The organism is Bacillus atrophaeus (assembly GCF_001584335.1).
GTDB classification, from domain to species: Bacteria; Bacillota; Bacilli; order Bacillales; family Bacillaceae; genus Bacillus; species Bacillus atrophaeus.
This window is the reverse complement of the sequence record NZ_LSBB01000023.1, coordinates 189,301-202,009: the sequence shown is the minus strand read 5'-3', so window position 1 is coordinate 202,009 and position 12,709 is coordinate 189,301. Positions and strand designations below refer to the sequence as shown.

Here is a 12,709-nt window from a genome sequence, read left to right as displayed (position 1 = left end):
ATGGGATTAGATATTAGAGTGTTTAAAAATTTGAAGGTTGTTGAAAATCCTCAATTAGATGAAGACGGGTACGTTGAAAATTGGGAGACGGAATGGACACCGGGCGAAAGTATGAAATGGTCGGAAGAGCACTTTCCGGGTCGTGGTGAGGGTGTTGATCCGGACAAAGTTTATACATGGGAAGAAAGCTCTGGATTCCGTGCAGGTAGCTACAGCGGATACGGCTGGTGGCGTCGCAAATTAGAAGAATTTAAGGGAGACACCGCCTTTCAGGAGTTAATCAATTTTGCAGATAATGAGGGCACGATAGGACCTGTCGTTTCTAAAAAGCTGGCAAAAGACTTCAACGAACACGCCGATGCGGCCCGCGAATACGCCAGAACATTAGGCGATGCAGGGGAAGTGTGGCTCTACTTGTATGATGATTGGAAAAAAGCTTTCGAAATGGCATCTGAAAACGGAGCGGTTGATTTTTATTAAAAAAATCCGCCCAGATGCCTGCTGTCCGCATTGTGGCTGCAACATGGGCGTTGAGGAGGAGATTATTTATTGATAAAATAGGATGATTAGGAAAATATTGAAGTATGGAAGTGGGAAGATTGAAATGGAAAAAAATTCAAGTGAATTGTTAAGTTATTTTGAAGTGCCTAGCTACGTTATTTCGCTAGTAGGTCTCGCTTTGTATCTGATTAAGATTTTACACCCCATTACTCTTTTTTCTTCGAATGTTGTTGAGCAGAAATTATTTTCAAAGGAACGGTTGTTTTTCGTAGTTGTTTGTAAATACTTTGCTTACGGATTATATTTTGGAATCTTATTCTTTTGTTTATCTATATCTTTTAATGACAGTTTTGGTTGGACTTATAATGAAGTAAGAAATGATGTTTCTCTTATATTTATAGCATTAATAATAATGTTCTCATTAATAGCAAACGAAATTCAAAACACAGAAAATGTTTTATTTAAAGCAAGGTCTAATAAGATTATTAAGTTATTAGTTTTTTTGCTGTACTTGATCGCTTCATTCACCTTTTATATCAATTCTGCTTTGTTGATAGTATTTTCTGAGTATGAGAATTCACGATGGCAAATATTTGCGTTATTAATTTTATTTTTAATTTGTGCAGCTATCCCTTTCATTTCGATTCCTGTTATAAAATTCATTAATGGGTCAACTAAAAAAGCGGTATATATAAAAGATAAAAATAACGAGGAATGGTTTATATTACATCCAATAAACAAGGAAATCGTTTTATTAGGGGATAACAGCGATCCCAAAAGGTGTGAAAAAACTATGTTTAAAAAAATAGAAGATATATATAATGAACCGATCACACTAATAATAGAAGATAATTAAGTCCAAGACGGAAAGCCTGCGGACACTGATCATTGCACAGAGGAAAATCTGCGCTTTGGTTGGTGTCCGTTTTTTATTTGAAAGGACGGCATGAAGCGGGGAAAGAAAAAGTTTAATAAAGACGCACAGGAACGTTCAGAACGGTTTTGAAACAATTGATGAACACTAACATGTAAACACTAAGACGCGGCAAAGGCGGCGCTTATAAACGCAGAAAGTAAGAAGGGGAGTTTCAGGATGAAATACGGTTTTGGTTATAAAAACGGAAAGCTTGTAAATATCTTTTGCGGGAGAGAAGAGCTCTTTAATGAGTTGAAAAACTTCTTGGTTAAAACCTTCAGCTTAAAAGTTTCAGAGGTATCTAGGCACCAATATATTGCTGAACAAAAAAATAACAACTGGAAAGATACGTATTCACTTTGAAATAAAGGAATGACAAACAATGCAGGATTTAATCATTGAATATAAAAGAGCGTTAAAAGAAGCGAGAAAGATGTACCGGGCATTCTCGGAACCGTCAGAAATTGAAATGACAGCTGAACAAAAGAACGAGAAGAAGATCATTGGCAGTATGATCAGTGATATTGAATTCACTCTCGAATGGCTGCAGAATGGAAGACAACCGGGCGCCCGCCGGGGAGCTGACAGAAGGGACGTCTATCAAAGAACAATTTTGGCTGATCCTCATATCATTGATGCTATGCCAGAAGAATATGCGATCAATCAGGAGCCAGAAGGAGAGGTAAGCGACTGGGATAAAGAAAGAGTTGCAGATGCCCTTGCTGTCCTTACTGAAAGAGAGAAGGACATTTTCCTCATGCATACGGTGCAAAACATGTCTTTTGAAGAGATCGCCCAGATGCTGAACATTAAGAAAGGAACAGTGCAGAAAAACATTGAGCGTTCCCGATTGAAAATGAAAAATAGAGCAGAACACAGCCTATTCTGTTTAGCATGAATAGGCTCTTTTTTACTAGAAAAATAATGAAAAAAGCCCATTAAATTACTTGACTTAAGTAAAGTTATGAAGTATAATTAAAATATAGAAAGGAGGGAAAGAAAGTGGCTGAAATCGCATTGGTACTGGGGATTATCCTTACAGCTCTCACGGCTGTTGAAAAAATCCTCATCATAAGAGAAAAGATCAAAACAAAAAAGCCCAAAATCAAAAAACGCCGTCGACCAAGAAAGCGCAGATGATTTTGAGCCGAGGGAGAAGGTAGCGCTTCTCCCTTGCTCTAAGTATAACAAATCCAGCGAATAAAGAAAAATACTTGAAAGCCAGCCACTTTCAAAAAATGAAAAGTGTACAGTCCACTACCGATATTGTTGTTCTTCTCGCCCTAGCCTATATGCTGTTTTTCCGTCAGGATGTAGCAGCGGGACCGTTGAAAACAGCTCTCGACATCAGTCTAATCATTTTGTTTATTGTTTCAATCATTGAAAAAGCATTTTCCCTTTACTTGAAATATCGTGAGAGAAAAGGATGATTCAAAAGTGTACAAGCCTAAAGAGCGTGATGCAATAAAGAAGTTCTTAAAAGAAGAGATACTCAATACAAGCGAAGCGCTAGAAATATTGGGGTTTACTCGTCAGTATCTGAACCAGTTAGTAAAGAACGGGGAATTGGAGCCAATGAAAGAAATGCCTCGTGACAGGCTTTTTCTGAAAGAGGATATTTTGGATTTTCAAAAGAATAGACGGAAATGAGCATCCGAAAAATAGGGTGCTTTTTTCATGTGGTGAACAATATTCATTGGAAAAAATTCAATATTTTCCATAAACTTATATTGACGGTGGTAAATATAAGTGTTATAATTAAAGTATCGAAAGGAGGTGTTAACGAGCATGGAAATCGTTGAATTCATCCTTAGGGATACAGCTTGGTTAGTCGGAATTCTCGTTGGGATTACGACACTGATCAAGAACATCAAAGACCTAAAGGGTGAAAAAAACAAAAAACGACGTTCTCCCGGCAAGAAGAAACGTCGCAATTAACTCATGAGGGGAATCATTTCCCCTTCTTGTATTATAACATTAAACAAAACCATTGAAAAATTCCATGCTCGGGGATAATGAAAAAAATATTAGACTCAACAACACTGTTATTTTTCGTCTTGTTCTGCTTACAATTCGCTCGTATGGACTATAACAACCTGACTGTACTGGACATAATATCAATAGTACTGGCATTTATCTGGCTCACGCTGACGATTATAAACGTAGTTATGAAATGGAGGAATTCAAAGGATGGATAAGTTTGTATTTAGTGATGTCGAAGAATTGAGAGAGTTCCTTGATAATGAAGTCATAACCACCTCGGAAGCGATTGAAATCATCGGATGCAGTCGTCAAAATCTTAAACAGCTAGTTGATCATGGAACGCTGAAGCCAATCAAAACAACGAATAGAGATCGTCTCTTCTTAAGAAAAGATATTACGGCTTATAAAAAGAAACGTTAATTGCATCTATAATAAAATGATGTTTTTTCGTCTTACAGTTGCCACCTATTTATGAAGGGCGCTTTCGTTCGACAAATTTTGCAAATAGTTCCTTTGTCCTACTCCTTGACCGATAATATGGTGGGAGGTGAGAAAATGAAAATTAAAGTAGTAATGGATAGCGGTAAGGAATATGTTACCGATAAATTTGAAGATGCAGAAGCATTTCACTCGGCGCTAACAGCACATTTAAAAGTATCAAACGGCTCAAGATATACTTTTATGACCATTTCGGAAGGCAATGTAATTAATGTATCTCATATTTCATCTTACGAATTAATAGATTAATTTAGAAGTCGTCACTCTTTTGGAGTGGCGTTTTTATATTCTCTGTAAACTGATTCCGGTAAATCTCAGGATAGACTATTGGCGGCTAACGGCTTGAGTGCGGGGTCAGTTTAGAGTGAATATCTTCTCCAAAACAAACACGAATTAGAAGGGGGCGGCGGTGAATGTAAATGGCAGAAAAGCATATTCAGGCGCAGAAAGATTACGTCAAAGGTATGAAATACAAGGAGCTTGCCGAAAAGTACGGGGTGTCTGTTAACACCATTAAGTCATGGAAACAACGGCATGGCTGGGAAAGAAAAAAGGGTGCACCCATAGAAAAAAGTGTGCACACAAAAAAAGGCGGGCAGCCAGGTAACAAGAATGCATTAGGAAACAAAGGCGGCGCTGCCCCGGCAAGAAATCAGAATGCATCAACACATGGCTTTTTCTCGAAATATCTGCCAGAAGAAACGCTGTCCATTATGGAAGAGATTCAGGAGCGTTCGCCTGCTGATATGATATGGGATCAGATACAAATTCAATATGCAGCCATTATCCGAGCGCAGCGCATCATGTTTGTGCAGGATAAAGATGATCTTGCTAAAGAGCTTAAAAAAGCGAAATACGTTTATCATCAAGATGAGGACGAAGATGGCAATCTAACATATGAAAAAACCATTGCAGAAGAAGAACTTGAAATACAATTCGCGTGGGATCGTCACGCTACTTTACTTAATGCTCAATCTCGGGCAATGGGAGAGCTCAGGAGCTTGATCAAGCAATTTGATGATTTAGCCCATTCAGAAGATGAAAGACGGCTTAAATTGGAGCAGATGCGCTTAAATATCAACAAGACAAAGGCGGAAGTAGAACGGCTAACCAATAATGAAGATGATGCATCATTCGAAATTATCATCAAGGATAAGGGGGGACGCTGATGGAAAAAGAAGTGAATCCCCGTTTTAGAAACTTTCTTTTTGATTGGTCGCAAAAGTTTTATTTCCTTGTCGGTGGTTATGGATCATCGAAAAGCTATCATGTTGCTCTTAAACTCGTTTTAAAACTGATACAAGAAAAACGGACAGCCTTAGTCGTCCGGGAAGTTTACGACACGCACAGGGATTCGACATTTTCATTATTTGAAGAGATCATTACTGACTTAGGTTTGGATCATAAAATCCGATGCGTTAGCTCGCCTATGCAAATAAGATTCCCTAACGGCAGTAAGATCATCTTTAAAGGCATGGACAAGCCAGCGAAGCTGAAATCAATCAATAACATATCTATTGTATGGATTGAAGAGTGTTCAGAAGTGAAATACGACGGTTTTAAAGAGCTGTTGGGACGTTTACGTCACCCGACTTTGCAACTTCATATGATCCTCTCGACAAACCCTGTCAGTAAGGGGAATTGGTCGTATAAACACTTTTTTAAAGATGACACTAATCAGTTTTTTGTCTTGGATGACGAAGAACTATACAAAGAGAAAACGATCATAAGAAACAAAACCTATTATCATCACTCGACTGCTGATGATAATTTATTTTTGCCCGAAAGCTATATTGAACAGCTAGAAGACTTGAAAACTCATGATCCAGACCTTTACCGCGTTGCCCGGAAAGGTCGTTTTGGCGTTAACGGAAAGCTTGTACTGCCGCAATTTGAAGTGATGGAGCATGAAGAAGTCATGAAATTGATCAGGACAATCGACAAGCCAGTTTTAAAGAATGGTATGGACTTTGGTTTCGTGGATTCATATAACGCCTTGGTTCGTATGGCGATCGACCATAAGGAGAGGATCCTGTACATCTACTGGCAGTATTACAAAAACGATACGACCGACGACAAAACGGCAGAGGACTTGAAAGAACTTAAGCGAGTTTTGATCAAGGCAGACAGCGCCGAGCCTAAAACGATTCGATTCTTCAGGCAACAGGGCTTTCTCATGAAAGCTGCAAAGAAGTTTCAAGGCTCGCGTTTGCAATACACCAAGAAAGCAAAACGTTTCAAAAAAATTATTTGCTCCGATCAATGTCCCGATGTCGTTAGGGAACTGAAGGACCTCACGTTCGCAGTGGACAAAGACGGAAACATCATCGAAGACGAATTCAACATTGACCCACATACATTCTCGGCTATTTGGTACGGCTTAGATGATTACGAGGTATCAAGCCTTAAAGGGCATGGGGTAACAAGGAGGTTTAGAGGTTGATAAAATTCTTGGGTCAGATCAGACAAAATGGCGTATCAGGGGAATTAATCTCCCAAATTATCGAAGAGCATAAACCGGATCATATAAGAATGAAACAACTTTATGACCGTTATAAGGCTGAGGTTCAGGGCGTTCCGATTCTTAACAGGAAAGCAATTGAATATGAAGACTTTGAGACGGGCCGAGTGAAAAGAATTGATCACAAGGTCAATAATAAACTGAACAACTCGTTTGATTCAGAAATCGTTGATACAAAAGTTGGTTATCTCTTCGGGCATCCGATCATATATGAATTTGATGACAAAAGAGAAACGGGAACGACATCGCCTGTTAAACAATTGATTGATGATTTTAACACTTTGAATAACACGGCTGATGAAGATAGTGAATGGGGAAAAATGGCGACCATTTGCGGTTATGGAGCGCGCCTTGCCTATGTTGATCGAACAGGCGTAGAACGGATTAAAAATATTGATCCGTGGGAAGCGGTTTTTATCAGTGATGGGAACATTCATGAGCCAGAGTATGCATTGAGATACTTCTCTGTTTATAACGGTCAACAGAAAGCGGAATTTTATGATCAAAAATATGTGTACTATTTCAGCACAAAAGATAGTTCAGCTTTTACGCTTGATGAGAAAAAACTACACATGTTCGACGGCTGCCCTTTATTCGGGTTAGCGAACAATAAAGAATTAAAAGGCGATGCCGAAAAGGTATTGTCTCTTATTGATGCTTACGATCGTACATTATCAGACGCTTCAAATGAGATTGAGCAATACAGGCTTGCTTATTTAATACTCAAAGGGCTTGGAGCTGATGAGGATACGCTTGAGCAGCTTAAAGAAACTGGGATTCTTGAATTATATGACGAAAAAGATGACGTTAGCTATCTGACAAAGGATATAAACGATGCCATTATTGAGAATCACTTGGACCGGTTGGAAGAAAACATTCTCCGTTTTGCAAAATCGGTCAATTTCTCTGATGAATCATTTGGCGGGAACGTCACAGGCGTTGCAATGAAATATAAACTGATGGCACTTGAAAATAAATGTATCACAATGGAACGGAAAATGACTGCTGCCCTCCGTTATCAGTACAAACTGATTTTTTCAGCGTGGGGAACGAGAAAAAAAGCAGACGCAAGCGAGTATCTGAAAGTCTGGTTTGGCTTTAAACGGAACCTTCCCGCCAATGTACTGGAAGAGGCACAAACAACAACGCAGCTTAAAGGAAACATCAGCGAAGAAACCCGCCTTTCTCTCCTGTCGTTTGTTGATGATGTTCAGTATGAGTTGCAGAAGATGCAAGAAGAGGAAGAGGAGTATAGAAACAGTATGCCACCGTTAACTGACATTAGTACAGATTCAGGCGGTGATGAAGATGAACCAGAATGAGATAGATAAGTACCTGGACGACATGATCGCAGATGATTGCAAAAAGATTGATGTCGTCTTTGCTCAACGTTTGAAAGAGATTAATCAACAAATAGCTGCCATGTACGCGAAATACAGCAGAGACGGTCAGTTATCCATGGCTGATGTGAGTAAATACAACCGTTTCAAAAAAGAAATGGAGCGTATGACCGAGGAATCCAGCAAGGCTTTCAAAACAATCCTCACAATCGTTGTAGCAATGGCGGCCAAACAATTCCTAGAGAATTATATGCGTTCTGCCTACTTGTACGAGATGGAGGCTGCGGTTAGTTTAGGATTCAGCATACCGACAGTCGAAGTAATCAAGCAGGCTATTTTAAACCCGATAGCTGAACTGACTCTCACGGCCTTATACAAGCGACACCGGGATGATTATGTCCGGCAAATTCAAATTTCCGTTGCTCAGGGTATTCAGGCGGGTGAAGATTACTCCAAGATTGCCCGGCGTATTGAAAGAACGACTGAATTTGCCCGCAGAAAAGCCCGTGACGTGGCGAGAACCGAGACTCATAGGGTACAAGTATCAGCGAGGTTGCAAAGCGCTGAGAAGGCTTCTAAAAAGAGCAATCTCGAAAAGATGTGGAATGCGACTCTTGATCTTAAAACTCGATCCGGTCACAGGAAGCTTGATGGCAAGACTGTTGAACGAAACGGGCTTTTTAAATCAATATATGGCGGCATCGGTCCAGCACCGGGGCATATGAACAACGCTAAAGATGATATTAACTGCCGTTGTACGATCGCTTTCAAAGTGAATGGCATTTTGCCGGATACGAGAAGGGCACGTAAGCGTGGCAATGGAGCTGGCGAAATTATCTCTTACCAAACCTATGAAGAGTGGTATGAAAAGATTTCTAAGGAAACAAATAACAATTGAAGGATACTATGTTATTCTCTTATTAAATTTAATTTAATTGGAGAGTGTGGACATGGAGTATGATATCAGCTGTATTCCTGAAAAAGCATTTAAACATGCATTGGATTTATTGAAGAAAAAAAGGATTATCCTGGATGAAAACACGTATTTAGGAAGCATTTATTTTAACAAAGCAAGTATTGAATTAATAGAAACCTTTAAAAAAATGGGCTATGAAGGAACATTAGATAGCTATGCTGTTTATTTTAATACGTATGGAGCTGTCTATGCCATTTTTGATACAGAGTACTTTCCGGATTATAAAAAAGTCAAAGCGTACTTAGAAAATTATGTAGAAAACTATGCGAAATAAATTACTTCCGTCCTGAGCACGACGTAAAAAGGCTTATTTTTCATGCACTCATAACAGGCGCGCACTGTAGAGGGCAAAGGAGGAAGAAACGTAATGCCAACATTAGAAGATGTGAAAAAATTTCTCGAAGAAAATAAAGAGAACGAAGAAGTGAAAGCATTTGTAGGAGAACTTTCGGCCGTATCAGCAGATAAGGTGGAAGGGTTCCTTGAAACAGACGAAGGGAAACGACTTATTCAGCCCCGGTTGGATTCTCATTTTACAAAAGGCCTTGATACGTGGAAGGCGAACAACCTCGATGCTCTGGTTGATGCAAAGGTAAAAGAGCTTTATCCGGAGGAAACAGAGGAACAAAAGCGCATCAGGAAGCTGGAGAAAGAACTGGAAGATCAAAAGACAGCAGCACAACGTGAAAAGCTTTTAAACAAAGCTGTTTCTTATGCTTCTGAAAAGCAATTGCCTGCCGATGTGGTTGAGTTCTTTATCGGTGAAGATGAAGATTCCACCATGAAGAACCTGGGCGTATTTGAAGAAAAGTACACTGCTGCACTTCAAGCAGCGATTGACGGAAAGTTCAAAGAAAATGGCCGTGATATTGATTCTGGTAGCAGCACGCCAACCAATCAAAATTTAGACATCAGTTCACTTGCTGCTGAAGCAAGCATTAGAAAATAAGGAGGGCTATTAATATGCCAACATTCGATCCAAACAATGTATTAATGCAAGATTCAGTTAACGGAAAGGTTCCAACTGAACAAGGGACATTAGTATTAAAGGAGTTCATGACGCAATCGGCGGTTACACAACTAGCAAAATATGAAGAAATGAATAAACCGGTGAAAGAATTCACGTATTTAGCTTCTGGACCAGGCGCTTATTGGGTTGGAGAAGGCGAGAGAATCCAAACGTCTAAGGCTCAATGGTTAACTGCAAAAATGGTTTCTAAGAAATTGGGTGTTATCATCCCTGTTTCTAAAGAATTCTTGCGCTACTCTGTAACTGATTTCTTCACACAAATGCGTCCGGCTATTGCTGAAGCCTTTGCTATTAAATTCGATCAGGCTGCGTTATTCGGTGTCGATTCACCATTTGGTCAGGGTGTTTCTGTATTCGAGAGAATCAAGGCATCTGGTAACTCTGTTGTTTTAAACTCACTTGGCAATTTATATGACGAGCTTAATGGAGTAATGGCGCTAGTTGAGGATGCTGATAAGGATGTAAACGGCTTTACAACAACACGCCGATTCCGTCAAAAACTTCGTGGTACTAAGGACGGTAACGGGCTTCCGATCTTCAACGATGCAACAGGTGGTGCAACACAGCAGGCTCTTGGACTTCCGATCGGTTATGTTGATTCTAAGTCATGGGATTACGAAAAAGCGACATTGCTTGCAGCTGACTGGAATTACACACGTTACGGCATCCCTCAAGGCATGGAATACAAAATCTCTGAGGATGCAACATTGACAACAATTGTTGATGCAGACGGAAACCCAATCAACTTGTATGAGCGTGACATGGTTGCTCTTCGTGTGACTCAGCAAGTCGGTTTCATGACTCTGACTGATGATGCATTTGCAGCCCTAACACCAGAGACGGCAGGGGCGTAAGCTTATGGGATACACATCTAAAAACTATAAGACTAATAACGGCGATAAATTTGTGGTTGGCGGCGAATTAGAAATCAAACCAGGCGCAAAGGTGACCGGCTTGCCCGGTTCATCGCCCGCCGATAAAAGCATTAAATCAGAGATGATCGGCGATGGGGAAGTAAAGAACATCAATATCGGTGACGGTTCTGTTCAAAGTCGAAACATCGGGTCCGGCAGTGTGCAAAACGCAAATATCGCTGCAAAGGCTGTTACGTTAGCCAAGCTTGGTGATGATGTAACAGCCAAACTCACTGATATTGAAAATCGTCTAAAGGCATTGGAAGGAGGCGGCGCGTGATATGAAAATATCTAACGGCTCTAAAACAATTGAATCTACTGAAAAGGCGTTTGACGTGGTTTATTCTGCTTTAGGATTTAAGAGAGTGGATGAATCCAAACAAGCTGAGGTGAAAGAGCAACAGGCCAACCTTCTTGATATGACCGAGGCTCAACTGCAAAAAGTAAACAAAGATGAAATCGTTGCTTTCCTGAAAGAGAACGAATACGAATTTGACCCAAAAGCGCCTAAAGACGAACTGATCAAAATTGTCTTGGGCGAAGAGTAGGTGATTGGAGTGGACATCCAACAAGTAAAGCGCATGTCAGGGATTACCACAAATAAGCATGATGCATATTTGTCGGAGATAGTCCCTATTTTAATTGAGTTTGCCAGTGACTTTTGCAGCAACAAATTTGATCCACAGGCACTACCGGCTGGCGTGAAGCTTTTTGTTGCAAAGGCAGCAGAATACAACATGACGCCAACCGGACTCTCGGGGAGAAGCATGGGTGATGTATCCTATTCGTACAATACAGAGTTTCCTCGGCACATTACAAAGAATCTCACACCATATCGAAGGCTGAGAGTCAAATGATGTACGATGAATTCCCGCATGTCATCACGTTTCAGCGAATGGAAAAGGTGCCAGACGGTGGCGGGGGCTACGTTGAAAAATTTACTGATTACATCACGACAGAGGCTTTTGTTGGCGGGGTTACTTCCCGAGAATATTATCAGGCTCAACAGCTTCAGAACCCCATTGATTGCAATGTGTACTACCCATATCGGACTGATATCGAGAAAACTATGAGAATCATCTACGAAAATCAGATACTTACTCTCAAATCAGCACCGATCGACCAAGGCGGCATGCATGAAATTATGAATCTTAAATGCGAGGTTACGGGGATGTTGAGCGGCGATGGCACGAGTTAGCGGCAGATGGGTCAGGCAAATGAATAGAGCTACAGACGAGTTCAGAGACAGAGTTATGGAAAGTGCAAAACAGCTTGTCACCGATACGGCTGAGTTGATTTATAGCCATGCGGTTTTAAATGCGCCAACTGCCACGATAGATGGCGGTAATCTGAAAAATTCAATCGAGATCGACTATCAGAACGGCGGCTTAACGGCCGTTATTTCTGTTGGCGCTGATTATGCAATTTATGTCGAATACGGCACCGGTATCTATGCGGAAGAAGGAGGCGGCCGGCAGACACCTTGGGTTTATTACGACACCAAGCTTAACCGGTGGGTTATGACACGAGGAATGAGGGCGCAGCCATTCTGGAATCCGGCAATTGATGAAGGAATGCGTTATTTTGCCAGTCAAATGTGATAGAAAGGAGCTGTCATTATGCGATCTGCCCTGTGGCCGTTGCAGGCTGCTATATTCGAAAGGTTATCTACTGATGAAGAGCTGAACGTACGCGTCACAGGCGTGTTTGATGCAGTCTCGAAGGATCAACAAAAACCATACGTGACAATGGGGGACGATGATGTTGCCCCATTTGAAACGAAAACGTCTAACGGTGAAGAAATTAATGTCGTTCTGCATTGTTGGAGCGATTACAACGGAAAAAAAGAAGCGCAGCAGGTTCTTTCTCTGATGCTTCAAGCATTAACAAACAAGCCCCTAGAAATAGAGGGCTTTTCTTTATGCCGTTTTGTCATGCGGGGAATGCAGGTCATCACCGATATAGACGGATACACAAGACACGGCATTCTCAGAATGCGTTACATCATAAACAATTGAGAGGATGAAAGA

Annotated in this window: 22 protein-coding genes; all 22 read left to right on the top strand. The window is 40.6% G+C overall.

What is annotated here, in order from left to right:
• The 22 genes from AXI57_RS20325 (at position 1) to AXI57_RS20225 (ending at position 12,697) form a co-directional block, all read left to right on the top strand.
• On the top strand, positions 1–480 hold the full coding sequence (locus tag AXI57_RS20325; protein WP_061671135.1) for a hypothetical protein: 480 nt from the start codon (positions 1–3) through the stop codon (positions 478–480).
• A gap of 124 nt (positions 481–604) precedes the next feature.
• On the top strand, positions 605–1,357 hold the full coding sequence (locus tag AXI57_RS20320) for a hypothetical protein (RefSeq protein WP_238380218.1): 753 nt from the start codon (positions 605–607) through the stop codon (positions 1,355–1,357).
• Between the two features lie 237 nt (positions 1,358–1,594).
• The gene (locus tag AXI57_RS20315; protein WP_061671133.1) at positions 1,595–1,780 is read left to right on the top strand and encodes a hypothetical protein; all 186 of its coding nucleotides are present in this window, start codon (positions 1,595–1,597) and stop codon (positions 1,778–1,780) included.
• 19 nt (positions 1,781–1,799) lie between these two features.
• Complete coding sequence (locus AXI57_RS20310) at positions 1,800–2,315, top strand: sigma-70 family RNA polymerase sigma factor (RefSeq protein ID WP_061671132.1); 516 nt, start codon at positions 1,800–1,802, stop codon at positions 2,313–2,315.
• 104 nt (positions 2,316–2,419) lie between these two features.
• Positions 2,420–2,557 (top strand): hypothetical protein, encoded by a 138-nt coding sequence (locus AXI57_RS21840; protein ID WP_169800256.1) that lies wholly within the window; start codon positions 2,420–2,422, stop codon positions 2,555–2,557.
• A gap of 297 nt (positions 2,558–2,854) precedes the next feature.
• The gene (locus tag AXI57_RS20300) at positions 2,855–3,067 is read left to right on the top strand and encodes a helix-turn-helix domain-containing protein (RefSeq protein WP_061671131.1); all 213 of its coding nucleotides are present in this window, start codon (positions 2,855–2,857) and stop codon (positions 3,065–3,067) included.
• 138 nt (positions 3,068–3,205) lie between these two features.
• Positions 3,206–3,355, top strand: a complete 150-nt coding sequence (locus AXI57_RS21835) for a hypothetical protein (RefSeq protein ID WP_169800257.1) — start codon at positions 3,206–3,208, stop codon at positions 3,353–3,355.
• A 252-nt stretch (positions 3,356–3,607) separates the two neighbouring features.
• The gene (locus tag AXI57_RS20295) at positions 3,608–3,820 is read left to right on the top strand and encodes a helix-turn-helix domain-containing protein (protein WP_061671130.1); all 213 of its coding nucleotides are present in this window, start codon (positions 3,608–3,610) and stop codon (positions 3,818–3,820) included.
• A 135-nt stretch (positions 3,821–3,955) separates the two neighbouring features.
• The gene (locus AXI57_RS20290) at positions 3,956–4,147 is read left to right on the top strand and encodes a hypothetical protein (protein WP_061671129.1); all 192 of its coding nucleotides are present in this window, start codon (positions 3,956–3,958) and stop codon (positions 4,145–4,147) included.
• Positions 4,148–4,317: 170 nt separating this feature from the next.
• Positions 4,318–5,067 (top strand): phage terminase small subunit, encoded by a 750-nt coding sequence (gene terS / locus AXI57_RS20285; protein ID WP_061671128.1) that lies wholly within the window; start codon positions 4,318–4,320, stop codon positions 5,065–5,067.
• Positions 5,067–6,341: a PBSX family phage terminase large subunit gene (locus tag AXI57_RS20280; protein ID WP_061671127.1), complete on the top strand. Its 1,275-nt coding sequence runs from the start codon at positions 5,067–5,069 to the stop codon at positions 6,339–6,341. Before terS ends, AXI57_RS20280 begins: the two co-directional genes overlap by 1 nt.
• Positions 6,338–7,741 carry a phage portal protein gene (locus tag AXI57_RS20275; protein ID WP_061671126.1) on the top strand — a complete coding sequence of 468 codons (1,404 nt, stop codon included), beginning with the start codon at positions 6,338–6,340 and terminating at the stop codon, positions 7,739–7,741. The genes AXI57_RS20280 and AXI57_RS20275 overlap by 4 nt, the downstream gene beginning before the upstream one ends.
• Positions 7,728–8,657 carry a phage minor head protein gene (locus AXI57_RS20270; RefSeq protein ID WP_061671125.1) on the top strand — a complete coding sequence of 310 codons (930 nt, stop codon included), beginning with the start codon at positions 7,728–7,730 and terminating at the stop codon, positions 8,655–8,657. The genes AXI57_RS20275 and AXI57_RS20270 overlap by 14 nt, the downstream gene beginning before the upstream one ends.
• 52 nt (positions 8,658–8,709) lie before the next feature.
• The gene (locus AXI57_RS20265) at positions 8,710–9,009 is read left to right on the top strand and encodes a hypothetical protein (RefSeq protein ID WP_061671124.1); all 300 of its coding nucleotides are present in this window, start codon (positions 8,710–8,712) and stop codon (positions 9,007–9,009) included.
• 93 nt (positions 9,010–9,102) lie between these two features.
• The gene (locus AXI57_RS20260; RefSeq protein ID WP_061671123.1) at positions 9,103–9,684 is read left to right on the top strand and encodes a DUF4355 domain-containing protein; all 582 of its coding nucleotides are present in this window, start codon (positions 9,103–9,105) and stop codon (positions 9,682–9,684) included.
• Between the two features lie 14 nt (positions 9,685–9,698).
• Positions 9,699–10,619 (top strand): phage major capsid protein, encoded by a 921-nt coding sequence (locus AXI57_RS20255; protein ID WP_061671122.1) that lies wholly within the window; start codon positions 9,699–9,701, stop codon positions 10,617–10,619.
• A gap of 4 nt (positions 10,620–10,623) precedes the next feature.
• The gene (locus AXI57_RS20250; protein WP_061671121.1) at positions 10,624–10,959 is read left to right on the top strand and encodes a hypothetical protein; all 336 of its coding nucleotides are present in this window, start codon (positions 10,624–10,626) and stop codon (positions 10,957–10,959) included.
• A gap of 1 nt (position 10,960) precedes the next feature.
• The gene (locus tag AXI57_RS20245) at positions 10,961–11,227 is read left to right on the top strand and encodes a hypothetical protein (RefSeq protein ID WP_061671120.1); all 267 of its coding nucleotides are present in this window, start codon (positions 10,961–10,963) and stop codon (positions 11,225–11,227) included.
• A gap of 9 nt (positions 11,228–11,236) precedes the next feature.
• Positions 11,237–11,536 carry a phage head-tail connector protein gene (locus AXI57_RS20240; RefSeq protein ID WP_061671168.1) on the top strand — a complete coding sequence of 100 codons (300 nt, stop codon included), beginning with the start codon at positions 11,237–11,239 and terminating at the stop codon, positions 11,534–11,536.
• The gene (locus AXI57_RS20235; protein WP_061671119.1) at positions 11,533–11,877 is read left to right on the top strand and encodes a phage head closure protein; all 345 of its coding nucleotides are present in this window, start codon (positions 11,533–11,535) and stop codon (positions 11,875–11,877) included. Before AXI57_RS20240 ends, AXI57_RS20235 begins: the two co-directional genes overlap by 4 nt.
• On the top strand, positions 11,864–12,280 hold the full coding sequence (locus tag AXI57_RS20230; RefSeq protein WP_061671118.1) for an HK97-gp10 family putative phage morphogenesis protein: 417 nt from the start codon (positions 11,864–11,866) through the stop codon (positions 12,278–12,280). The genes AXI57_RS20235 and AXI57_RS20230 overlap by 14 nt, the downstream gene beginning before the upstream one ends.
• 18 nt (positions 12,281–12,298) lie before the next feature.
• Entirely contained in the window at positions 12,299–12,697 is a 399-nt protein-coding gene (locus tag AXI57_RS20225; RefSeq protein WP_061671117.1) for a DUF3168 domain-containing protein, read from the top strand.
• Positions 12,698–12,709 lie beyond the last annotated feature (12 nt).

Bases quoted from the DNA above. Each gene is read 5' to 3' on its own strand.
- AXI57_RS20325 (WP_061671135.1), top strand. From the start codon at position 1: ATGGGATTAGATATTAGAGTGTTTAAAAATTTGAAGGTTGTTGAAAAT.
- AXI57_RS20320 (WP_238380218.1), top strand. From the start codon at position 605: ATGGAAAAAAATTCAAGTGAATTGTTAAGTTATTTTGAAGTGCCTAGC.
- AXI57_RS20315 (WP_061671133.1), top strand. From the start codon at position 1,595: ATGAAATACGGTTTTGGTTATAAAAACGGAAAGCTTGTAAATATCTTT.
- AXI57_RS20310 (WP_061671132.1), top strand. From the start codon at position 1,800: ATGCAGGATTTAATCATTGAATATAAAAGAGCGTTAAAAGAAGCGAGA.
- AXI57_RS21835 (WP_169800257.1), top strand. From the start codon at position 3,206: ATGGAAATCGTTGAATTCATCCTTAGGGATACAGCTTGGTTAGTCGGA.
- AXI57_RS20295 (WP_061671130.1), top strand. From the start codon at position 3,608: ATGGATAAGTTTGTATTTAGTGATGTCGAAGAATTGAGAGAGTTCCTT.
- AXI57_RS20290 (WP_061671129.1), top strand. From the start codon at position 3,956: ATGAAAATTAAAGTAGTAATGGATAGCGGTAAGGAATATGTTACCGAT.
- terS (WP_061671128.1), top strand. From the start codon at position 4,318: ATGGCAGAAAAGCATATTCAGGCGCAGAAAGATTACGTCAAAGGTATG.
- AXI57_RS20280 (WP_061671127.1), top strand. From the start codon at position 5,067: ATGGAAAAAGAAGTGAATCCCCGTTTTAGAAACTTTCTTTTTGATTGG.
- AXI57_RS20270 (WP_061671125.1), top strand. From the start codon at position 7,728: ATGAACCAGAATGAGATAGATAAGTACCTGGACGACATGATCGCAGAT.
- AXI57_RS20265 (WP_061671124.1), top strand. From the start codon at position 8,710: ATGGAGTATGATATCAGCTGTATTCCTGAAAAAGCATTTAAACATGCA.
- AXI57_RS20260 (WP_061671123.1), top strand. From the start codon at position 9,103: ATGCCAACATTAGAAGATGTGAAAAAATTTCTCGAAGAAAATAAAGAG.
- AXI57_RS20255 (WP_061671122.1), top strand. From the start codon at position 9,699: ATGCCAACATTCGATCCAAACAATGTATTAATGCAAGATTCAGTTAAC.
- AXI57_RS20250 (WP_061671121.1), top strand. From the start codon at position 10,624: ATGGGATACACATCTAAAAACTATAAGACTAATAACGGCGATAAATTT.
- AXI57_RS20245 (WP_061671120.1), top strand. From the start codon at position 10,961: ATGAAAATATCTAACGGCTCTAAAACAATTGAATCTACTGAAAAGGCG.
- AXI57_RS20235 (WP_061671119.1), top strand. From the start codon at position 11,533: ATGATGTACGATGAATTCCCGCATGTCATCACGTTTCAGCGAATGGAA.
- AXI57_RS20230 (WP_061671118.1), top strand. From the start codon at position 11,864: ATGGCACGAGTTAGCGGCAGATGGGTCAGGCAAATGAATAGAGCTACA.
- AXI57_RS20225 (WP_061671117.1), top strand. From the start codon at position 12,299: ATGCGATCTGCCCTGTGGCCGTTGCAGGCTGCTATATTCGAAAGGTTA.